Below are 21,103 nucleotides of genomic sequence, written 5' to 3' on the forward strand. Positions count from 1 at the left end.
CGCGGCCCGCAGGGCCCCAGGGGCCCCAAGGGCCACGACGGCAGGCCCGGCAAGCCGGGCCCGCAGGGTGCTCAGGGTGCTCAGGGTGCCCAGGGTGCCCAGGGAGCTCAGGGAGCTCAGGGAGCCCAAGGAGCTCAGGGAGCCCAAGGAGCTCAGGGAGCTCAGGGAGCCCAGGGAGCCCAAGGAGCTCAGGGAGCTCAGGGAGCTCAGGGAGCTCAGGGAGCCCAGGGAGCCCAAGGAGCTCAGGGTGCCCAGGGAGCTCAGGGAGCTCAGGGTGAGACCGGCGGCACCGGTGTGCAAGGTGCTCAGGGAGCTCAGGGAGCTCAGGGAGCTCAGGGTGCCCAGGGAGCTCAGGGTGCTCAGGGTGCCCAGGGAGCTCAGGGAGCTCAGGGAGCTCAGGGAGCTCAGGGAGCTCAGGGTGCCCAGGGAGCTCAGGGAGCTCAGGGAGCCCAGGGAGCTCAGGGAGCTCAGGGTGCCCAGGGTGCCCAGGGTGCCCAGGGTGCTCAGGGAGCGCAGGGTGCTCAAGGCGCTCAGGGTGCCACCGGTGCGGGTCTCAGCACCTACGTCGTGACCGTGTTCTCGGGAGCACCCGGTACCACGGCGAACGCCAACTGCGATCCGGGCGACATTGTCACCGGTGGTGGATTCATCGCGGGCAACGGTTCCCAACTGTCGAGCCGCCCGGTCATCGGGGTCGGCGTGCAGGGGTGGCAGGCCACCCAGAACGGCGCCGGCAACGGCATCACGGCCTTCGCGGTCTGCGCTGACGTGACGCCGTGACCTATGTGTGACCCGACGGTGTCCCGCGGACTTGTTCACGGGGCACCGTCGACGTAGAGCCACTGGAGGATCCGTGAGACCAACGGTCTGCCTGAACATGATCGTCAAGGATGAAGCCCCGGTGATCCGGCGATGCCTCGAATCCGTACGGCCCCTGATCGACACCTGGGTCATCGTGGACACCGGCTCGACCGACGGCACGCAGGACGTCATCCGAGAGGTCTACGGTGACCTGCCCGGGGAACTGTACGAGCGGCCCTGGAAGGGATACGACGGGAGTCGCACCGAGGCGATCGAGCTCGCCCGCGCCCGCGCGGACTACCTGTTCTTCATCGACGCCGACGACGTGATGGAGCTGGAGCCTGGCTTCCGCATGCCGGAGCTGAACCGGGACGCCTACCGGATCGACATCCATTCCGGCGGCTTCCACTACTGGCGCCCCGCCCTGGTGTCCACGCGACTGCCCTGGCGGTACGTCGGCGTTCTGCACGAGCACATCCACTGCGGCTCGCCGTTCAGCCTCGGCAGGCTCGAGGGCGTCCGGATGGTCATCGTGGGCGGTGGGGCACGCCTCAGGAAAGAAGGCATGCGGGCCAAATACCTGCGCGACGCCGAAATCCTCCAGAAGGGCCTGACCACAGAGCCCGACAACACCCGCTACGCCTTCTACCTCGCCCAGAGCTGGCGCGACGCCGGCGAGACGGAGAAGGCGCTCGAGGCCTACGACCGCCGGGCGGACATGGGCGGTTGGGAGGAGGAGGTCTACTGCGCCCGCCTGTGGGCCGCTCGGCTCGCGGAGAGCCTCGAACGGCCGTCTGCCGAGGTGATGGACCGCTACCTGCGCGCGTACGAGACCCGGCCCTCGCGTGCCGAGGCCATCGGCGATCTCGCGCGCCTGTGCCGTACGAGCGGACCCCGATGGCCCCTCGCCCACATGTTCGCCCGCCAGGCGGCCCGCATCCCGTTCCCGCAGGACGACCTCCTCGTCGAGGCCGGCTGGTACGAGTGGCAGGCGCTCGACGAACTCGCCGTGGCCGCCTACTGGATGGGCGAGTACGAGGAGTGCAAGGACTGCTGTGAACGCCTGCTGGAGAGTGGCAGGCTGCCCGCCGAACACCGGGAGCGGGTGACGCAGAACCTGGAGCTGGCCCGGGAGCACCTCGGCCTGACACGGCTCGTGGGGGTCTGAGCACCGCGCTCACGGGCCCGGGAGATCTACACCAGCAGCTTTCCGCCGCAGCGGGCCGCGCCCTCCTTCATCGCGATGAGGTTGGCGACCACGTACGAGATGTCCTTCTCGGTGTGCCACTCGCTGGGGAAGTAGGTGACCAGGCGGGAGGACTGGAAGCGGGCCTCGATGTCCGGGACGAAGGTGCGGTACTGGTCGTCCGTGTAGTACCAGAACGAGTTCTCGTTGTAGTACGCGACGTGCGTCGGGTCCTGGTACGCGCCGCGGCCGTCGGAGCTGGCCGTCATGGTGAGGAGCATGCCGCCGGGCGCCAGCAGCCGGTACAGCTCGTTGATCAGCGGCACCTTCGCGGGGACGTACTCGAGGAAGTTCACCGCCCGCACCAGGCCGACGGAGTCGTCCGGCAGGTCGAGTCCGCCGGGCAGGGTCGCGACGATGTCCACGCCCTCGCCCTCCCGCCGGTCGACGCCCGTGTACCCCGGCGGTTTGGCGTGTGCCGAGCCGAGGTCCAGGGCGAGCAGTCCGCGCCGATGCGTCCAGGCGAGTGCGTTGGCCTCGATGTACTTGTCGTACAGGGTGACGGTCTCGCGCTGGATGTGCGCGTTGATCTCCGGCTCGCACTGGGTGTTCGCGGAGTGCACCCGCTGGAGATACAGACACCGGCTGACATGGTGGAAGTCGCCCAGGTGGAAGAGCCGGCACATCAGGTCCTGGTCGTCCAGCACCGTCCGCGAGGCGTCGTACCCGCCGGCCTTCTCGTAGCTCTCCTTGCGGAAGGCCCGTACGTGGTTCGGCGCGTACCAGATGTACGCGACGTTGTGCGGCGTCGGCGCCAGGGAGACGACCTGGAGGAGCCTGCGGCCGTCGACGTCCACGTCCTCGTACTGCCAGCCGAAGGTCTCGTCGAAGCGGGTCTCGTCCCGCCCGCCGTCCTCGGTGATCTGCGCGGTGTTGCTGTAGACGAAGACGGCCTCGGGATGCGCGTCGAAGGCCTTGCCGACCTCCGCCAGGCACGCCTTCGCCAGCAGGTCGTCGTGGTCGAGTTCCACGAGGATCTCGCCACGGGCCAGCTCGCAGGCCCGGCGTTTGGCGGCGCCGACGCCGACCGCGTCGTCCGCGATCACTACCCGGATCCGCTCGTCGGGGTACTCCGGCCGCCAACGGGCGCCGTTGTTGAGCAGGACGATCCACTCCCAGTCCGGACACGTCTGCGCCTGGAGCGTGGCCAGGCACTCGTCGAGGAAACGGGGCCGGTGGCTGGGGGTGAAGACGGAGAACCTCGGGGTGGCGGTCGACGCCGTCATCTGCTGCTCCCTGCGTGGCTCGGGGCGGATGGGGGCGAGGTTACGAGTCGGCCCGGACGACAGCGCCGTACGGCAGGCGCCGGGAGGTGCGGACCACCCGAATGCACGCACGAAGGCACCTACGAGGGCGCGCCCGCCGTCCCGTCCCCGAGTGCCGTCGTCAGCGCGTGCGCGCCGAAGCGGACGGGTCAGGCCGGGGCCGTGATCTCGCGCTTGAGGATCTTGCCGCTCGGGCCGGTGGGAAGCCTGTCCATCAGCCAGATCTCGCGCGGGTACTTGTACGCCGCCACCCGGTCCTTGACGAACTCGCGCAGTTCGTCCGGGGTGGCCGCCGCGCCCGGTCGCAGGACGACCGCCGCCGCGATCTCCTCGCCCAGATGAGGGTGGCCGACACCGACCACGGCGGCCAGGGCGACGGCCGGGTGCTCGTGCAGGACCTCCTCGATCTCCCGCGGGTAGACGTTGTAGCCACCCCGGATGATCATGTCCTTCTTGCGGTCGACGATGTAGAAGTAGCCGTCCTCGTCCCTCCGGGCCAGGTCGCCGCTGCGCAGCCAGCCGTCGGGGACGGCCGCCGCCGTCTCCTCGGGACGGTTCCAGTAGCCCTTCATCACGTTCGGCCCCCGGACGGCCAGCTCGCCGACCTCGCCCGCCGGGACGTCCTGCCCCTTCTCGTCCAGCAGCCGCACCTCCACGTCCTGGATCGGGGTGCCGATGGATCCCGCCTTGCGCGGCCGGTCGGGGTGGTTGAACGTCACCACCGGGCTCGTCTCCGACATGCCGAAGCCCTCCAGGACCGCGCAGCCGAACCGCCGCTCGAAGCCGTGCAGGACCTCCACGGGCAGCGAGGCGCCGCCCGAGACGCACATCCGCAGCGTCGACACGTCCGCCTCCGAGGGGTGCTGGAGCAGCGCGGCGTACATGGTGGGCACCCCCTCGAAGACCGTGGCCCGGTCACGTGCGATCGCGTCCAGCACGGCCTGCGGCTCGAAACGGGGGACCAGTGTGAGCGAGGCCCCGGCGCGGACGGCGACGCTCATGGTGCAGATCTGCCCGAAGATGTGGAACAGCGGCAGACAGCCCACCACCACGTCGTCCGGGGTCATCCGCTGCACCTGGACCGTGTTGACCTCGGTGTTGTGCCGCAGCCCGCCATGGGTGAGCGCGGCCCCCTTGGGGCGGCCCGTGGTGCCGGACGTGTACAGCAGTACGGCCACGTCCGCGTCGTCCGTCTCCGCCACACCGGGCAGCGGCTCGTACCCGCTCAGCAGCCCGGCGAAGGCGGCGGGCTCCACGGCCAGCTGCCGCACCCCGGCGGCCGCCGCGCCCTGCGCGCCCTCGCCCGGCGCCTGGTGCCACTCGAACAGCAGGCTCGCCCCGGAGTCCGTGAGGTGGTACTCGGTCTCCCGCGCCTTCAGCAGCGGGTTCATCGGGACGACGACGGCCCCGGCGCGCAGCACGCCGTAGTACAGGACGACGAACTCCGGGACGTTGGGCAGCATCAGCGCCACCCGGTCGCCCGGCCGCACCCCCTCGGCCCGCAGCAGGGCGGCGACGCGGGCGCTGCGCTCCTCCAGCTCCGCGTAGGCGATGACCCGCTCGCCCAGACGCAGTGCCGGACGGGCCGGCTGCCGCGCCGCCGTGTCCACCAGAAACCCCGCCAGATTGGCCATGCCCGCCTCCACGCATCTCACCGCTGAAATCCGCCGTTCACGTGCACGACATGGTGCTGGCGCTTCCGGCGACGACCTATGGCCGGCGGGACAGCGTCTGCGCACCCCGTTTGTTCCCGCGACCAAGAAGGTGTGTCTAAGCTGCGGCAATGGACCTCTCGGGTGTGACGTCGGCGCTCCACGCGCGGCTGCCGGAACTCGGCGAGCGGATGGCACAGCGCATCCGCTCCGCCGTCCCCGCCTACCAGGACGAGTCACTGATCCCCTTCGACTCGCTGCGCCGCTCCTGCACCGCCAACGCCGACCTCGTGCTCAGCCACTTCCACCGCACCGACACCCCCGACCCCCGCCCGGCCCGGGACACCGGCCGGGTCCGGGCCGAGCAGGGCATGCCGCTGGCCGACACCCTGCACGCCTACCGGATCGGCTTCGAACTCCTGTGGTCGGAGATCATCGAGGAGTCCCGCACCCACCCCGAGGTCTCCGACGCCCAGCTGGTCACCCGGTCGGCGGAGATCTGGGCGCTGTTCGGCCGTTACGCGGAGGCCGTCGCGGCGGCCCACCGGGAGACCGCCGCCGAGCTGACCCTGCAGCGCGAGGCCCGCCGCTCGGCGCTGGTGGAAGCCCTGTTCACCGGCGTCCTCGCCGACCGCACCACGCTGTGGGAGGCCGCCCGTGAGCTGGGCCTGCCCGAACAGGGCCCCTTCGCGGTCGTGGCGGCCGCCGCGGGCGCCCCCGGCGAGGAGCCCCTCGCCGGCATCGAGGCCGCACTGCGCCAGGCGCATCTGCCCTCCGCCTGGCGGCTGCTGCCCCACCAGCAGATCGGCGTGGTCGCCCTGTCCGCCCCAGGGGCCGAGCACAGTTGTCTGCGCGCCCTGCGCCGCGCCCGCGCCCGGGTCGGCGTCAGCCCCGGCTTCCCCTCGCTGCGCGACACCCCGCAGGCCCTGCGCTTCGCCCGGCTCGCCCTCGCCGGACTGCCCGGGACCGGACCCGGCGTCGCACGCTTCGACGACAACCCGCTGGCCATGCTCGTCGCCGCCGCGCCGGCCGAGGCGGCACACCTGACGGAGGTGGTCCTCGAGCCGGTGCTCGCGCTGCCCGCCGCGGAACGGGCCCGGCTGCTGACCACCCTGGAGCACTGGTTCGCCGCCGCCGGCTCCGCCGCGGACACGGCCCGCACCCTCTTCGTCCACCCCAACACCGTCCGCTACCGGCTGCGCCGCGTCGAGGAACTGACCGGCCGCTCCCTCTCCGACCCCCGTACGACGGCGGACCTCGGCGCCGCGCTGCTCGCCGTACGCAGAACGCAGGACTGATCAGGACTGAGACCTCAGATGTGCCGGACGCCCGTGAAGTCGATCCGGCGGGCCCAGTCGGGGTGGTCTATGAGCGGGTTGCGGTTGCCCTGGATCTCCGCGACGGCCGCGTTGCGGTGCTGCTCGTACTCGCTCACCGGCTCGCTGTCGTGCCAGGTCAGCAGGGTGGGCACACGTTCCGCGGGGAACTCGCGCGGCGCGTCGCCGACCAGCCCCGGATAGCGCAGCAGGAAGTACAGGGTGGCCCGGGCCACCGTCCCCTTGCCCTGCTGCGGCTCGAACCCCTCCTGCTCGCGCATCCCGCAGGCGTCCCGGACCGCCTCCTGGAAACCGGGGAAGTCGATGTAGGGGAAGTTGCCGCGGAAGCTGTTGCAGCCGGACTCGCACGCGAACAGATGGTGCAGATCGCCCCGCATGGGCTCCAGTTTGGCGAACCACGACTGCGGCACCACGTGTTCGCAGTTGAACGGCATCGAGTCCTCCAGGGCGTCGAACTCGGCCTCGAACTCGGCCGGGCCCGCCGTGCTCTCGTGCAGCAGCAGCTCCCGGACGCGGGTCAGCCGGCTCTCCGCGACGGCGGCGTCGGCCCGTATGAACTCCTCCGGCGAGAAGTCCCGGCCGGAGTAGATGCTGTGCAGCCGGCCGTCCTGGTGCAGGTCGACCCACGGATACACCAGGCGGATCGGCTTGTACCTCGGCCGGGGCGCGTGGGTCCGCTCCAGCAGGTCGGTGAGCGCGCGGCGCAGCGCGTCGCCGCTCAGGTCACCGACGCCCGCGTAGTAGGCCTCGCGGGCGGCCTGGTCGGCGGTCCGGTCGTAGTAGGGCCGGTCCTGGGCGAGCCGGAGGTTGACCAGGGCCGCGGTCACGTCCTTCTCGACCGCCGAGGCCGCTTCCGCCGGGGCGGTGGTGGGGGCACCGGCGGCCGCTGCCGGCCCGGGAGGCGGCGGCCCGGCCGGGGGCGCGAGCGGCGGGGGAGGGGGCGGGGGGACGGGCTGCGCGCCGGTGACGCCGGCGGCCACCGCCGGGGGCCCCGACGGGCCGAGGCCGACGGTGACCCAGAGGGGGACGGTCAGCCGCGCGGTGCCGTCGGCGACGTACGCCGCGCGGGAACCGTTGGTCCCGGCCGCGACCCCGTTGGCGGAGGCCGGGGGCGTGGGCGCGCTCTCGGGCGGCGCCGGAGTCGTGGGTGGGGATGCTGCGGCGGGCCCCGCGGTGAACACATCGTCCCGCAGCCGGGCCGCCTCGCCGCCCGGGGTCATCGCGTGCAGGGCGCCCAGCACCCGGCTGATCCGCACCCCCTCGTTGGCCTTCCACGCCAGCCGCGCCTCGCCCATGTCCGGCTCCCAGACCGTGCCGTCCACGCTGAGCGGCCGGCCCTGCTCGTCGGTCTTCGGCACAGCCGAGTGGTGCAGCGCCACGACCTCCCACTGGTCGTTGAAGACCGGAGAACCCGACGATCCGGGCTGGGTGTCGCACTCGTAGTGCAGGAAGTCGTCCAGCACGTCCACGACTTGGTTGTCGCGCAGCGCCAACTGCTTGGGCTCGCCCCGTGGATGCTGGACGATGTTGACGAACTCCCCGATGACGACCTTGCCCTGCGCCTCGCTGAGCGTCAGCCGCCCGAACGACGACAACGCCTCGCCCCGGGTGCCGCGCGGGGCCACCGCGACCAGGCTGAAGTCGAGCGTCCCGTCGGTGACGAAGAACCGCTGCGGCTCCAGCGGGAACACCGCCGGCACGAGCGGGCCGCCGCCGACCCCGTCCTGGAAGGCGAACGCGACCTCGCTGCGGGCCGCCTCCTCCGGGTCGCCCAGGACATGGTGGTTGGTCATCAGCAGCGCGGGGGAGACCAGGAAGCCGGTGCCGTGGCCACCGCCCGGCCCGCTGACGGTGATCCGGCCGACCGGGCGCGCGGCGAGCACACCCTCCTCCAGGAACGCCACGGGAGTGAGGTTGTTGCGCCCGATGAGACGCTCCAGGCCCAGCACATCGCGGCCGAAGCTGTCCGGCGGCAGCAGCAGGGTGCTCCCCGCCGTGGCCGCCGGATCCGACGGCGTGCGCTCGATCGCCCGGGCCAGCGACCAGTCGGCGCCGAGCCGGGCCAGCCGCTTCTCGACCCGCTCGGGATCGTCGGCGTACAGCACTCCGTTCGTGGCGAGCACCGCCTTGTTGCGGTCGCGCCGCTCGGTCCGGTCCGCGTAGCGCCGGGCGGCCTTCGTCAGCTGGGACAGATAGTCCGAGGCGCGCTCGGTGCGGAATTCCGTCGTCGTCATGGTCGGCCTCCTCGGCCTTCCCGGGCCGAAAGTCCGCTACGGCGGGAGCTGAGGCGTGCGCAGGGCGTGCCGGTCGCGCCGCGGGCGCGAACTACGACGGGTGTGTGGGGGGTGGTGGTGACTTCCTTGTAATCATCGCCTTTTGGGGTGGTTTACGCCAATCGGGGGCCTCAGTCGCTGCCGCGCAGCGCGACCCAGGTGTCGTGGGCCACGACACCGTCGGCCGACAGGCCCTTGGCGTTCTGGAAGGCCTGCACCGCGCTCGTCGTCTCGGGGCCGAACTCGCCGTTCACACCGGCGCTTCCGACGCCGTACCCGCGTTTCGTCAGCATGCACTGCACCTGGAACACCTTCTTGCCGCTGTCCCCTTCGCCGGTGCGGCCGTTGCCGTTGTAGTACGTGCAGTCGGTGTTCCACGGCTGGGAGGCGGGCGGCTCGGCCGACGGGGTCGTGGGGGCCGCACTCGGAGTGGCGGAGCCGCCGGTGCCCGCGCCGGTGTCCGTGCCCGTACCGGCGGTGGTGGAGGTGGAGCCGCCGGGCGTGCCGCCGACGGTCGTTGAACCGGATACGTCCGGCTGCGCCGGGTCGCGGCTGCCGTCGACGTCGGCCCGCCCGTCGGAGGAGCCCGCCGCCGAGGCCCGGTCGGGCCCGCCGGCCGTGCCCGGCAGAGCGACGTTGTCGGGCAGTCCGCCGGGCACCGCGCCGGTCGCCGTCTCCACGTCCCCGGGAGGGGCCGCGGTCGCCCCACCGTCCGGCCGCATGAGAACGAGCCCACCGGCGGCGACCGCACACAGCGCGATCCCCGCCGCCACGACCATCCCCCGCTGACGACGACTCCACCGCCGGGATCCCGTGGGCAGTAAGCCTTCTGACACGGGCTCACTGGACGGGGACGGGGATTTGGACAGGGATGGGGACGGTTGCTCGGCCGCAGCCGCGTGAGCGGCGGACACGGGGCCGAAACCGGTCCACGCGGCGGCGATGCCGGATGCCGGGGCCTGCCCGTACGCGGCGAACGGGGTCGGCTGAGCGGGCGGCTGCGCCGGGCCGACCGGGCCGACTGCTTCGGATGGTGCCGATGGAGGCAGAGAGGCGGCGTCGACTTCGGACGGGGACGGTGAGTTGGGCGGCACGGCGGCCGGCGGTGCCGTGGTGACGGCGGGGGGAGCCGGGCGGCTCATCGGGGGCGGGGCGGGGGTGCGGGGGGTCGAGGCGGGGCGGCCCGTGGGGCGCAGGTGGACCGCTCGCTCGACGGGGATCCGGTGCAGCGTCTCGTACGCCCCCTGCCGGGCCAGCACCTCGCCGTGGAGCGGCTCGGGCCAGTCGGCCGCCCAGGCGGTGTGCGCCGCGGCGAGCCCGACCAGTTGCCCGGCGGTCGGGCGCGGACCCGGCTCCTTGGCCAGACAGCGCACCAGCAGCGCGGCGAGCTCGGGGTCGGCCGCGGCGACGGCGGAGGTCACCTGCGGATCGGGCTCCTCGAACGCCACCCGGTGCATCACGTCGACCCCGGTGCCGTCCCCGAACGGGGCACGCCCGGTCACCGCGTACACCAGCGTCCCGGCCAGCGAGAACACGTCCGAGGAGGCGTCGCACTGGCCCGTCCTGAGGTACTCCGGCGACATGTAGGCCGGGGTGCCCACCCGGTTTCCCGTGCCGGTGAGCGCACTGGCGTCCGCGGCCTTGGAGATCCCGAAGTCGATCAGATGCGCGCCCTGGACGGACAGCAGCACGTTGGACGGCTTCAGATCCCGGTGGACGACCCCGGCGGCGGACAGGGCGGCCAGTGCCCGCCCCAGATCCGCGACCAGCCGCCACACGGTGGCCGCGGGCAGGGCCCCGCCCCCGCGCACGGCCTCCGTCAGATCGAGCCCCGGGATGTACTCGGTGGCCATCCACAGCAGCTCGTCCTCGAACCCCGTACCGCACAGACCGGGCGCGTACGGCGGACCCAGCCGGGCGTGCACCGCAGCCTCGCGCTCGAAACGGCGCTGGAAACGGACGTCCTCGGCATACTCCGGCCGGATCACCTTCACCGCGAACAGCCCCGGGCCGTCGTCGGCGGCCCGGGCCAGATAGACCCGCCCCATCCCGCCGCTGCCCAGCAGCGCCAGCGGAACATAGGGGCCGACACGGTCCGGATCCCCGACCCGCAGGGGGGATGCGCCGGTCTGCCGCAGTGCGGCGGCCTCGGCCGCCGTGGCCGTCGGTGGGGTCGGCCGCTGGTGAGTCACGGAACTCCCGAAGTGATGTTCGCCGTACGTCAGTTCGTTCTATGGCGGGAGCAACGAGGCTAGCCCAGTCGCAGCGTGTGCTCAGGCTTTCAATCACTTCCGTAGTCGCCCGGTCACCCGAGCCCGGCGCCGGTCGACGTTCAAGTCGCGGCAGCCGGGGCACCCGGGGCGTGGCGGATCCGACCGGAGCCGCCGGATCCGGCTGGAGGTGGACGACATGGGTCATGGCGGAAACGTCATCGACGAGCTGGTGACCGATCACCGCGAGGTGGAGGAGTTCTTCGGGAAGATCGAGGCGCTGCCCTCGGGACACAAGGACCGCAAGAAGTACGCGGACCAGGCGACCATCGAGCTGGTCCGGCACTCGGTGGCCGAGGAGGCCTACCTCTACCCGGCGGTGCGCAAGCACATCCCCGGCGGGGACGCGCTGGCCGACAGGGAACTGAAGGACCACGCCGAGGCGGAGCGGATCATGAAGGATCTGGAGGGCTGCGCCGCCGAGGACGCGGACTTCGACCGCCTCGTCGGGAAGCTGATGCGGGAGATCCGCGAACACGTCGCCGACGAGGAGGAGAACCTCTTCCCGAGGCTGCGCGCCTCGTGTCCGCCGGACGCGCTGGACAAGCTGGGCGAGAAGGTCCGTATGGCCAAGAAGACCGCGCCGACCCGCCCGCACCCGGCCGCCCCGGACAAGCCCCCGGCGAACAAGATGCTGGCCCCGGGCGTCGGCACGATCGACCGCCTCCGCGACGCCCTGTCGGGCCGCGGGAAGGGCTGATCCGGCCCGGGGGGAGCGAGGCGCGCAGTCCGGGGGAGTGAGGCGCGCAGTTCGGTGGAGCGAGGCGAGCAGTTCGGTGGAGCGAGGCGAGCAGTAGGGGGAGGTGAGCAGTAGGCGGGGAGCAGCGGGGGAGCAGTAGAGGGTGGGGGTGGCGGCGGTGTCCAGGCCTCACGGCCTGCCCCACCCCCGGCCCCCGCTCCTTGCCCTGCCACGTGCCTTCCGCTCGCGCCGCCGGCTGCGCTTCCGCCCGCCCCTCCGCCCTCCGCCCAACGCTCAGCCCACCGCCGAGCCCGCTCCTCCGCTGAGCCCGCCGTTGGCCCCGCTCCTCCGCCCAACGCTCAGCCCACCGCCGAGCCCGCTCCTCCGCTCAGCCCGCCGTTGGCCCCGCTCCTCCGCCCAACGCTCAGCCCGCCGCCGAGCCGGCTCGTCCGCTGAGCCCGCCGTTGGCCCCGCTCCTCCGCCCAACGCTCAGCCCGCCGCCGAGCCGGCTCGTCCGCTCAGCCCGCCGTTGGCCCCGCTCCTCCGCCCAACGCCGAGCCCCCTCCTCCGCTCAGCCCACCGCTGACCCCGCCCCTCCGCTCAGCCCCACCCTCCGCGCGGCCTGTCCCTCAGGCCACCAACCCCTGCCCCAACCCCAGCCGTTCCAGCAGCCGCTCGCGGTGGAGGACGGCCACGGGGCCGATCAGGTCGGGGTGGCGCAGCAGGGCCGCCGCTCGGCGGTCGTGGTCGTCCGGGGCGAGCAGGCGCCGGAACTCCACCGGCGTACCGTTCGTATGCGTACCGCCGGTGAGGCCGGCCACCGCACGCGCGGCCAGTTCCGGATCGGTGAGGAGACCGGCCGCCCAACTCGCCACGACCTCGTCGACCCAGCTGCGCCAGGCCGCGTCGTCCGGGTCCTCCCCGGCCCCGCTCAGCCGGTCGAGCCCGGCAGAGCCGCCCGGCCCCGCGATCCCGACCAGCGCCGAGTCCGTCGCCGTCGGATAGCGCAGCCAGGCCGCGACGGTGACCGCCTGACGTGCCTGCGCCTCGCAGAGGGCGACGGCGAGCGCGCCACCGGAGGCGGGATACGCGCGCGTCAGCCATTGCGTGGTAGCGGCGATGAGAGGGGCGAGATCTGCGAGCACTGGGGACCGTCCGTGCGGGTGCGGGGCGCCGGGAGGAAAGCGGTGCGGGGAACAAGGGTCCTTCGAAACGGTAGCGGAGCCCTGCGCGGTCCCTTGACGTGTACTTGGCACAGTGGCTTTATGGGAGCGCTCCCACACTCCGAACCGCCCCCGCCTTCTTGGCCTCACTCCTGGAGTCGCAGTGAGAACGACAAGGAGCACGACGAGAAACACGACAGGAATCACGGCAAGAAACACGACAAGAAGCACCCCCGGCAGCCCGTCGCGGAAGGGCCGGAAAAGCCCCCTCGCCACCCTGCTGACCAGGCTGGCCGTCCTCCTCGGCATGGTCGCCCTCGGAGTCCTCGCGCCCGCCCCGGCCCAGGCCCGCCCCGACGACCTCGCCGCCACCGGCCTGCACATCGCCAACGGCCGGCTGCTCGAGGCCAACGGGAACGATTTCGTCATGCGTGGCGTCAATCACGCCCACACCTGGTACCCCGGCGAGCTCCAGTCCCTGGCCGACATCAAGGCGCTGGGCGCCAACACCGTCCGCGTGGTCCTCGCCGACGGCCACCGCTGGAGCGCGAACAGCGCCTCGGACGTGGCGAACGTGATCGCCCAGTGCAAGGCCAACCGTCTCATCTGCGTCCTGGAGGTGCACGACACCACCGGCTACGGCGAGGACTCCGCGGCCGGCACCCTCGACCAGGCCGCCGACTACTGGATCGGCCTCAAGGACGTGCTGGCCGGCCAGGAGAACCACGTCGTCATCAACATCGGCAACGAGCCCTGGGGCAACACCGACCCCGAAGGCTGGACCGCCCCCACGATCGCCGCGGTCAAGAAGCTGCGCGCCGCCGGATTCCAGCACACGATCATGGTGGACGCGCCCAACTGGGGCCAGGACTGGCAGGGCGTCATGCGCGCCAACGCCCAGTCCGTGTACGCCGCCGACACCACCGGCAACCTGATCTTCTCGATCCACATGTACAGCGTCTTCGACACGGCGGCGGAGATCACCGACTACCTCAACGCCTTCGTCAGCGCCAAACTGCCTCTCCTGATCGGGGAGTTCGGCGGCCCGGCCGACCAGTGGGGCGACCCGGACGAGGACACCATGATGGCCACCGCCCAGCAGCTGAACCTGGGCTATCTGGCCTGGTCGTGGAGCGGCAACACCGATCCGATCCTCGACCTGGCGACCGCCTTCGACCCCACGCGGCTCAGCTCCTGGGGCCGGCGCGTCTTCAACGGCGTCAACGGCATCGCCCAGACCGCGAAGGAGGCCACGGTGTACGGCGGCGGCACCCCGGCCGACACCCAGGCGCCGACCACCCCCGGCACCCCGGCCGCCTCCGCCGTGACGGCCACGTCCGCGACGCTCACCTGGACCGCCGCGACCGACAACGTCGGCGTCACCGGCTACGACGTCGTCCGGGTCGGCGGCGGCACCGAGTCGGCCGTCGCCGCCTCCACCACCAACGCGGTGACGGTGACCGGCCTCAGCGCCAGTACGGCGTACACCTTCGCGGTCTACGCCCGGGACGCGGCCGGCAACCGCTCGGCCCGCTCGGGCACGGTCGCCGTCACGACGAGCAGTGCACCCGCCACCCCCTGCTCCGTGCGCTACCGCGTGGTGGGCGAATGGCCGGGCGGCTTCCAGGGCGAGATCGTGCTGGGCAACCCCGGCACCGCCGCGATCAACGGCTGGAAGCTCGCCTTCGCCTTCGCCGACGGGCAGACGGTGACCAACATGTGGGGCGGGACCCCCACCCAGAGCGGCGGCACGGTGACCGTCCTCCCCGCCTCGTACACCACCACCATCCCCGTCGGCGGCTCGGTCACCGTCGGCTTCATCGGCGCCAAGGGCACCACCAACACCGCTCCGACCGCCTTCACCCTGAACGGCAGCGCCTGCACGACCACATGACACGCCGCTCCGCCGGTCGGCCGACCGCTCCCGTCGGCCGGCCGACGGGGCCTCCGCGGCCCGCCCGCCGGACAGGCCGAACACCTGTATTTGATATTTCAAACAAAAGATGATCCGGGTAAAGTGTGACCATGTCCACGACGCCGCGCTGGCTCAACGCCGAAGAACGACGGGCCTGGCTCGCCTACGTCCGCTTCTCCACCCTGCTCGCCGACTACCTCAACCGGCAGCTGCGGCGCGACGCCGGCATGACGCACTCCGACTACAGCCTGCTCGCCTACCTCTCCATGACCCCCGACGGCGTCCTCGGGATGTCCGAACTCGCCCAGGAGCTGAAGATCACGCGCAGCCGGCTCACCCACGCGGTGAACCGGCTGCGCGAGGTCGGCCTCGTCGACCGCCGGGAGGACCCCGCCGACGGCCGCGGCCAGCTCGCCTTCCTCACCGAGGAGGGCAAGGCGCTGCTCGTCGAGGTCGCCCCCGGCCATGTCGAGGCCGTCCGCCGCGCGGTGTTCGACGTCCTCACCCCCGAACAGGTGCGCCAGCTCGCGGAGATCGGCGAGGCCATCAGCGACGCCCTGCACCGGGCCGAGAGCACCGAGGCCGACCCGGCGGTGCTGCCCTGGCGACGCCGCTGAACCAGGACCTCACCCCACCCGCGACACCCGTCCCGGCAGTTCGTTCGGCCCGGTATCGAGAAGAACCGGCCCGGCGCGCGTACCTGGAGGTACGGGGCTGCCCGCCCCCCTTCGAAACACGCCAACGATCCAAGGGACGTACCTCGTGAACGCAACCGCCGCCATCGGCGTCACCGGCCTCGGCGTGATGGGACGCAACCTCGCGCGCAACTTCGCCCGCAACGGTTACACCGTCGCCGTCCACAACCGCACCGCCGGCCGCACCCGCGCGCTCGTCGAGGAGTTCGGCCACGAGGGCGCCTTCGTCCCCGCCGAGTCGGCCGAGGAGTTCGTGGCCGCGCTCGAACGTCCCCGCCGACTGATGATCATGGTGCAGGCGGGCGCTGTCACCGACGCCGTCATCGACGAGTTCGCCCCGCTCCTGGAGCCCGGCGACATGATCATCGACGGGGGCAACGCCCACTTCGCCGACACCCGCCGCCGCGAGGCCGCCCTGCGCGAGAAGGGCCTCCACTTCGTCGGCACCGGAGTCTCCGGCGGCGAGGAGGGCGCCCTGCACGGGCCGTCGATCATGGTCGGCGGGTCCGGTGAGTCGTACGACGTCCTCGGCCCGATGTTCGAGTCCATCAGCGCGAAGATCGACGGCGAGCCCTGCGCCGCCCATGTCGGCACCGACGGCGCCGGACACTTCGTCAAGATGGTCCACAACGGCATCGAGTACGCCGACATGCAGCTCATCGCCGAGGCGTACGACCTGCTGCGCCAGGTCGCCGGCTACACCCCCGCCGAGATCGCCGACGTCTTCCGCACCTGGAACGAGGGCCGCCTCGGCTCCTACCTGATCGAGATCACCGCCGAGGTCCTCGCCCACACCGACGCCACCACCGGCCTCGCGTTCGTCGACATCGTCACCGACGCGGCCGGCCAGAAGGGCACCGGCCGCTGGACCGTGCAGACCGCCCTGGACCTGGGCTCCCCGGTCACCGCCATCGCCCAGGCCACCTTCGCCCGCGCCGCCTCCGGCCAGCGCGAGCTGCGCGCCGCCTACGCCGGGCTGCCCGGCGGCACCACCCCCGCGCTCAGCCGCACCGAGGCCGCCCGCTTCACCTCCCAGGTCGAACACGCCCTGTACGCCAGCAAGGTCATCGCCTACGACCAGGGCTGGAAGATGATCCAGGACGCGGCCGCCGAGTACGGCTGGAAGATCGACCTGGGCGCGGTCGCCAAGATCTGGCGCGGCGGCTGCATCATCCGCGCCTCCTTCCTCGACCGCATCCGCGCCGCGTACGCCGCCGACTCCGAACTGGTCAGCCTCCTCGGCGAGATGGAGTTCGCCATGGAGATCACCGACGCGCAGGTGCCGTGGCGCGAGACGGTCGCCTCCGCCGCCCGCCGGGGCATCCCCGTCCCCGCCTTCTCCGCGGCGCTCGCCCACTACGACACCCTGCGCGCCGGCCGGCTCCCCGCCGCCCTGCTCCAGGGCCAGCGCGACTACTTCGGCGCCCACACCTACGGCCGTACCGACCGCCCCGGCGCCTTCCACACCCACTGGGCGCAGCCCGGCCGCCCGGAGACCTCGGCCTGAGGGGCCCTATCCGGCCGCGGTGACCGGCATCCAGACCCGCATGCCGCCCGCACCCCGGTTCGCCCAGGCGTAGTACGGCACCGCCGTCAGCTCGACGGCCGCCCCCACCGGGGCCGGTGCCGCGTCCGCCGGTCCGTACGGCCACCAGCCGTCCGGGCCGGCCGGGTCGGCCGAATGCCGGTGGCCCGCCGCCGTCAGGGTGACCACCCCGCCCAGCAGGTCGGGCCGCTCCCGCTCGGTCACCGGTCCGGACGGATCCAGGGTGAGCCCGTCGAGGTCGGCACGGTCCGGCTGGTCGGTCTGCTCCAGGCAGTACACCAGCGGCCCCCGCTCCAGGGCGACACAGCCGCGCACCGCGTCGACCCGCGGATGCGGCCGGGTCAGCCGGGGCACGAGGGGGAGGTCCAGCCGTACGGTGTCACCCGGTTCGAAGGCCCTCGTGACCTCGAGCCATCCCTGCCGTGCGGGGGTCTCGGCGGAGGTGCCGTTCACCGTCAGGGCGTGGTCCGCGCACCAGGCCGGCAGCCGCAGCGACAGCGTGCGCTCGGCCTTGGGCGCCGCCACGACCGTCACCGTCACCGCGCCCTGCCACGGATAGGCGCTCTCCACCCGGACGACGAGGCCCTCACCGCCGTACTCCCCGGTGGCGTACTGGTGGAGCTGGAGCCCGCCGCCCCCGTCGGTGGAGGCGACGTAGTGCGGCAGCGACGCCAGCAGCCGCATCGCGTTCGGCGGGCAGCAGGCGCAGCGGAACCACCGGGTGCGCTCCGCCGCCTGGTCGCCCGGCCGCTCGTGCGCACGGGAGCGCCGGTGCAGCGGATTGACGTACAGCCAGGTCAGTCCGTCCAGGCCGACTCCGCCGAGGAAACCGTTGAACAGGGTCCGCTCCACGAGGTCCGAGTAGCGCGCCTCGCCCGTCAGCAGCGCCATCCGCCAGGAGAAGTGGATCGAGGCGATGGCGGCACAGGTCTCGGTGTAGGCGCGGTCGGCGGGCAGTTCGTGTCCGTCGCCGAAGGCCTCCCAGTCGTGCCGGGAACCCACGCCCCCCGTGAGGTACGTCTTGCCCGCCACCATGTCCGCCCAGAGCCGCTCCAGGGCCGCGCGCAGTCCCGCGTCGCCCGTCTCGGCCGCGAGGTCGGCGGCCCCGGCCAGCAGATAGAGCTGCCGTACGGCATGACCGGTCACCTCGTCCGCCTCGCGCACCGGTGTGTGGTCCTGCCAGTACTCCGGCCCGGGGTCGCGGTCGTGGCCCCGGTCGGCGCCCGCCGACAGGGTGCCGTGCCCGCGCCGGTCCAGGAAGTGGCCGGCCAGCTCCAGATGGCGCCGCTCGCCGGTCGTCCGGTACAGCTCGACCAGCGCGGTCTCCACCTCCGGGTGGCCGCACACCCCGTCCAGCCGCCGGCCCGGCCCGAACACCGAGCCGATGTGGTCGGCGAGCCGGCGGGCCACGTCGAGGAGCCGCCGCGAACCGGTCACCCGATGGTGGGCCACCGCCGCCTGCATCAGATGGCCCGCGCAGTACAGCTCGTGGCCCCAGCCCAGCTCGGTCCACGGCTCACCGCCGCCGAGCTGGTAGTACGTCTGCAGATAGCCGTCCTCGCGCTGGGCGGCGGCGACCAGGCCCACGATCCGCTCCACCTCGGCGGCGAGCCCGTCGTCGGGCGTGTCCGCCAGCTGCCAGCAGGCGGCCTCCAGCCACTTGTGGACATCGGAGTCCTGGAACTGGAAGTCGCCCGCGAAGCCCGGCGGGACGGCCCCCTCCCGATCGGACCCTTCCCGGCCGGCCCCTTCCCGATCGGCGGCCGCCCGCAGATTGGCCAGGTTCCCGGCCTCCTCCAGCCGCCGCGGCCCCTCGGGCACGGAGACCTCCGCGTTGGTCGCCCGGCGCCGCGCCCAGAATCCGCCCTCGATACGGGCCCGGGGGACCGGAGACAGAACGGTGACCGACTCCGGCCCCGGACCGACCGGCCCGGTGATGTGTCGGGTGCTCAGCGGACCCACCTCCGTACTCTTGCGCGGCAGGGCGCAGAAAACGTTTACTGTTGACTCGGCTCCGCACATTACGGCGTGAAAAAGCGGCCCGCAAGGCGCGGGCCGCTCGGAAGGCTCGGGAACGGTCGGTCCGGCAGGCGCGGGGGCCGCCGCCGGGTCAGCCCCGGGCGGCCGCCGACTGCCGGATCACCAGCTGGGTGCTCAGCACCACATGGTCGTCCCCGGAGACCCGCTCCTCCCGCTCCAGCGCCAGCCGCACGGCCGACCGGCCGAGATCCTCGTACGGGACGCGGACGGTGGTCAGGGCGGGGGTGAGGTCCGCCGCGAAGGGCACGTCGTCGTAGCCGACCAGGGAGATGTCGCCCGGGACGCTCAGCCCGGCCTCGCGCAGCGCGGCCAGCGCCCCGAGGGCCACCATGTCGGTGCCGGCGAAGACGGCCGTGAACTCCAGCCCCGCGCGCAGGGCGTCACGGGTGCGCAGATAGCCGGAGGTGCGGGTGTACGGACCCGGGACGTCCAGTTCCTCCTCGTACGGCACCCCGTGCGCACGCAGCGCGTCCAGGTGCCCGGCCCGGCGCTGCTGGGCGGTGGCGAACCGGGTCTCGCCGCCGAGGAACAGCACGCGCCGGTGTCCGGCGGTGAGCAGATGGGTGGCGGCCTGGAAGGCGCCGCCGCGGTTGTCGTACTCGATCACGGTGGCCGGCACGTCGCCGGGCAGCGGCGGCCGGCCGACCAGGACCAGCCGCGACCCCGCCGAGGCGAGGCCGTGCGCGTAGCCGGCCATGCGCTCGTGGTACGCGTCGTCGACCTCCGCGCCGCCGACGAGCACCACCGCGGCGGCGTGCTGCTCGCGCATCAGCTGCACGAGGTCGTTCTCGCGGGCCGGATCGCCGTGCGTGGCGCAGACCAGGCTCAGCCGGCCGCGCGTCGCCGCCTCCTGCTCCACGCCGGCCGCCACATGGGCGAGGGACGGGCCGGTGATGTCGTGGAGGACCAGCGCGACCGGGCCGGGAACCCTGCCGGAGAGCGCCTTGGCGTGCACGTTCACCACGTAGTGGAGCGCGTCGACCGCCGCCGTCACCCGGGCCCGGGTCTCCTCGGAGACCGGGTAGTTCCCGGCCAGCGTCCGGGACACGGTGGCCACCGACACGCCCGCCCTGGCGGCGACCTCGCGGATGGTGGCGGGCTTGTCCCGGCCCGCGACGCCGCGCCGCCGCCTGCCCCCGCCCGCGGGCCCTCGGCCCGCGCTCTCTCCGGTGGTGTGATCCGTCACGGCTTGACGTTACTGCATCCGGGGTCGTCCGATCCCCCCACCTACTATTCAAGTTTGACTAGACTGGGGGCATGGGTGAAACGACGATTCCGATCCTGCCGTGCCGAACCCTCCAGCCCGTCCTCGACTTCTACACCGCGCTCGGGTTCGAGGTGACGTTCCGCCAGAGCAGCCCCAATCCGTACGCCGTCGTCGAGCGCGGTGGCATTCAGCTGCACTTCTTCGCGATGAAGCGGTACGAGCCGACCACGTCGTACAGCACGTGCCTCATCCGCACCGACGACGTCGACGGGCTGTACGAGGCCTTCCGGGCCGGGCTCGGGGCGGCGTACGGGCGCGTCCCGACCCGGGGACTGCCGCGCATCGGGACGCCGAGGGACACCTCCCACGGTGTGCGCCAGTTCCTCGTCACCGATCCCGGCGGCAACTGTCTGCGCATCGGCCAGGAGACGAGCCCGGACCCTCACCACCGGCCCGCCCCCACGGAGACCTTCGCCCGGGCCCTGCATCACGCGTACCTGTTCGCGGACTCGAAGGAGGACCCGCTGGCCGCCGCGCGGACCATCGACCGTGTGCTGCGGATCGAGGACGAGCGGCCCACGCCCGTGCAGCTGTTCCGTCTGCTGGTGCTGCGGGCGGAGGTGGCCGGGCGGCTCGGGGACGAGGCGACGGCGGCGTCCACGCTCGACCGGGCCACCGCCGTCCGCCTCACCGCGGGGGAGCGGGAGTCGGTGCGCGACGACCTGGCGCGGCTGACGGAGCTGCGCAGCTGACCCCGAGTACGGGAGTTCGGCGTCGGATCCCCGCGGCACCGTCTGTTCGGAGCGCCGCGGAGGCGATGGGGCTCGGCCTCCGGCGTCCAGGACCGCGAGGTGATCGACCGCTGGCAGGTAACGGCCGGTCGGTGAACCGTCGGTGCTCGGTCGGTCCCGACGGGCTTAGGGCCTGCCGGGAAACAAGTCGTGGCTTCCAGCTGTGGGGCTCGTTGTTCTGGTATGGGGAGACCGGAGGGGATCGAGGACGTCCTGGCTGCGA

Annotated in this window: 16 protein-coding genes; 9 read left to right on the plus strand and 7 right to left on the minus strand. The window is 72.7% G+C overall.

Annotated features, from left to right (window positions below):
- The first annotated feature begins 85 nt into the window (after positions 1–85).
- From ABZ464_RS47160 to ABZ464_RS47170, 3 genes are all read left to right on the plus strand, one after another.
- On the plus strand, positions 86–571 hold the full coding sequence (locus tag ABZ464_RS47160) for a hypothetical protein (protein ID WP_359288186.1): 486 nt from the start codon (positions 86–88) through the stop codon (positions 569–571).
- Positions 568–780 (plus strand): hypothetical protein, encoded by a 213-nt coding sequence (locus tag ABZ464_RS47165; protein ID WP_359288188.1) that lies wholly within the window; start codon positions 568–570, stop codon positions 778–780. The genes ABZ464_RS47160 and ABZ464_RS47165 overlap by 4 nt, the downstream gene beginning before the upstream one ends.
- A 97-nt stretch (positions 781–877) precedes the next feature.
- The gene (locus ABZ464_RS47170; protein ID WP_359288190.1) at positions 878–1,969 is read left to right on the plus strand and encodes a glycosyltransferase; all 1,092 of its coding nucleotides are present in this window, start codon (positions 878–880) and stop codon (positions 1,967–1,969) included.
- Positions 1,970–1,995: 26 nt separating this feature from the next.
- Here ABZ464_RS47170 and ABZ464_RS47175 read toward each other — a convergent pair whose 3' ends face one another.
- Both ABZ464_RS47175 and ABZ464_RS47180 read right to left on the minus strand, forming a co-directional pair.
- Entirely contained in the window at positions 1,996–3,273 is a 1,278-nt protein-coding gene (locus ABZ464_RS47175; RefSeq protein WP_359288192.1) for a glycosyltransferase, read from the minus strand.
- Positions 3,274–3,461: 188 nt separating this feature from the next.
- Complete coding sequence (locus tag ABZ464_RS47180; protein WP_359288194.1) at positions 3,462–4,946, minus strand: long-chain fatty acid--CoA ligase; 1,485 nt, start codon at positions 4,944–4,946, stop codon at positions 3,462–3,464.
- Positions 4,947–5,095: 149 nt separating this feature from the next.
- Between ABZ464_RS47180 and ABZ464_RS47185 the strand changes: the two genes are divergently transcribed.
- Positions 5,096–6,262, plus strand: a complete 1,167-nt coding sequence (locus ABZ464_RS47185; protein WP_359288196.1) for a helix-turn-helix domain-containing protein — start codon at positions 5,096–5,098, stop codon at positions 6,260–6,262.
- A gap of 14 nt (positions 6,263–6,276) precedes the next feature.
- Here the strand turns inward: ABZ464_RS47185 and ABZ464_RS47190 are convergent, their stop codons facing one another.
- Both ABZ464_RS47190 and ABZ464_RS47195 read right to left on the minus strand, forming a co-directional pair.
- Positions 6,277–8,535 carry an endonuclease gene (locus ABZ464_RS47190; protein ID WP_359288198.1) on the minus strand — a complete coding sequence of 753 codons (2,259 nt, stop codon included), beginning with the start codon at positions 8,533–8,535 and terminating at the stop codon, positions 6,277–6,279.
- A gap of 170 nt (positions 8,536–8,705) precedes the next feature.
- Positions 8,706–10,766, minus strand: a complete 2,061-nt coding sequence (locus ABZ464_RS47195) for a serine/threonine-protein kinase (protein WP_359288200.1) — start codon at positions 10,764–10,766, stop codon at positions 8,706–8,708.
- Between the two features lie 217 nt (positions 10,767–10,983).
- On the opposite strand from ABZ464_RS47195, the gene ABZ464_RS47200 reads away from it, so the two are divergent.
- Complete coding sequence (locus tag ABZ464_RS47200; protein WP_359288202.1) at positions 10,984–11,544, plus strand: hemerythrin domain-containing protein; 561 nt, start codon at positions 10,984–10,986, stop codon at positions 11,542–11,544.
- Between the two features lie 608 nt (positions 11,545–12,152).
- On the opposite strand, the gene ABZ464_RS47205 is transcribed toward ABZ464_RS47200, so the two are convergent.
- Positions 12,153–12,668, minus strand: a complete 516-nt coding sequence (locus ABZ464_RS47205) for a hypothetical protein (protein WP_359288204.1) — start codon at positions 12,666–12,668, stop codon at positions 12,153–12,155.
- A 325-nt stretch (positions 12,669–12,993) separates the two neighbouring features.
- On the opposite strand from ABZ464_RS47205, the gene ABZ464_RS47210 reads away from it, so the two are divergent.
- From ABZ464_RS47210 to gndA, 3 genes are all read left to right on the plus strand, one after another.
- On the plus strand, positions 12,994–14,580 hold the full coding sequence (locus ABZ464_RS47210) for a cellulase family glycosylhydrolase (RefSeq protein ID WP_359288206.1): 1,587 nt from the start codon (positions 12,994–12,996) through the stop codon (positions 14,578–14,580).
- 131 nt (positions 14,581–14,711) lie between these two features.
- Complete coding sequence (locus ABZ464_RS47215) at positions 14,712–15,218, plus strand: MarR family winged helix-turn-helix transcriptional regulator (RefSeq protein ID WP_359288208.1); 507 nt, start codon at positions 14,712–14,714, stop codon at positions 15,216–15,218.
- Positions 15,219–15,363: 145 nt separating this feature from the next.
- Positions 15,364–16,803 (plus strand): NADP-dependent phosphogluconate dehydrogenase, encoded by a 1,440-nt coding sequence (gndA, locus tag ABZ464_RS47220; protein WP_359288210.1) that lies wholly within the window; start codon positions 15,364–15,366, stop codon positions 16,801–16,803.
- A 6-nt stretch (positions 16,804–16,809) separates the two neighbouring features.
- Here the strand turns inward: gndA and ABZ464_RS47225 are convergent, their stop codons facing one another.
- Both ABZ464_RS47225 and ABZ464_RS47230 read right to left on the minus strand, forming a co-directional pair.
- Positions 16,810–18,804, minus strand: a complete 1,995-nt coding sequence (locus tag ABZ464_RS47225; RefSeq protein ID WP_359288212.1) for a beta-L-arabinofuranosidase domain-containing protein — start codon at positions 18,802–18,804, stop codon at positions 16,810–16,812.
- Positions 18,805–18,952: 148 nt separating this feature from the next.
- On the minus strand, positions 18,953–19,972 hold the full coding sequence (locus tag ABZ464_RS47230; protein WP_359288216.1) for a LacI family DNA-binding transcriptional regulator: 1,020 nt from the start codon (positions 19,970–19,972) through the stop codon (positions 18,953–18,955).
- Between the two features lie 167 nt (positions 19,973–20,139).
- Between ABZ464_RS47230 and ABZ464_RS47235 the strand changes: the two genes are divergently transcribed.
- Complete coding sequence (locus ABZ464_RS47235; RefSeq protein ID WP_359288214.1) at positions 20,140–20,841, plus strand: VOC family protein; 702 nt, start codon at positions 20,140–20,142, stop codon at positions 20,839–20,841.
- Positions 20,842–21,103 lie beyond the last annotated feature (262 nt).

Origin of the sequence: Streptomyces sp. NPDC005820, from assembly GCF_040630255.1 — a bacterium.
GTDB lineage: Bacteria > Actinomycetota > Actinomycetes > Streptomycetales > Streptomycetaceae > Streptomyces.

Excerpts from the sequence above, each read along its gene's own strand:
- ABZ464_RS47175 (WP_359288192.1), bottom strand. The coding sequence starts at position 3,273 with ATGACGGCGTCGACCGCCACCCCGAGGTTCTCCGTCTTCACCCCCAGC.
- ABZ464_RS47200 (WP_359288202.1), top strand. The coding sequence starts at position 10,984 with ATGGGTCATGGCGGAAACGTCATCGACGAGCTGGTGACCGATCACCGC.
- ABZ464_RS47185 (WP_359288196.1), top strand. The coding sequence starts at position 5,096 with ATGGACCTCTCGGGTGTGACGTCGGCGCTCCACGCGCGGCTGCCGGAA.
- ABZ464_RS47215 (WP_359288208.1), top strand. The coding sequence starts at position 14,712 with ATGTCCACGACGCCGCGCTGGCTCAACGCCGAAGAACGACGGGCCTGG.
- ABZ464_RS47190 (WP_359288198.1), bottom strand. The coding sequence starts at position 8,535 with ATGACGACGACGGAATTCCGCACCGAGCGCGCCTCGGACTATCTGTCC.
- ABZ464_RS47235 (WP_359288214.1), top strand. The coding sequence starts at position 20,140 with ATGGGTGAAACGACGATTCCGATCCTGCCGTGCCGAACCCTCCAGCCC.
- ABZ464_RS47180 (WP_359288194.1), bottom strand. The coding sequence starts at position 4,946 with ATGGCCAATCTGGCGGGGTTTCTGGTGGACACGGCGGCGCGGCAGCCG.
- ABZ464_RS47170 (WP_359288190.1), top strand. The coding sequence starts at position 878 with ATGATCGTCAAGGATGAAGCCCCGGTGATCCGGCGATGCCTCGAATCC.
- ABZ464_RS47210 (WP_359288206.1), top strand. The coding sequence starts at position 12,994 with ATGGTCGCCCTCGGAGTCCTCGCGCCCGCCCCGGCCCAGGCCCGCCCC.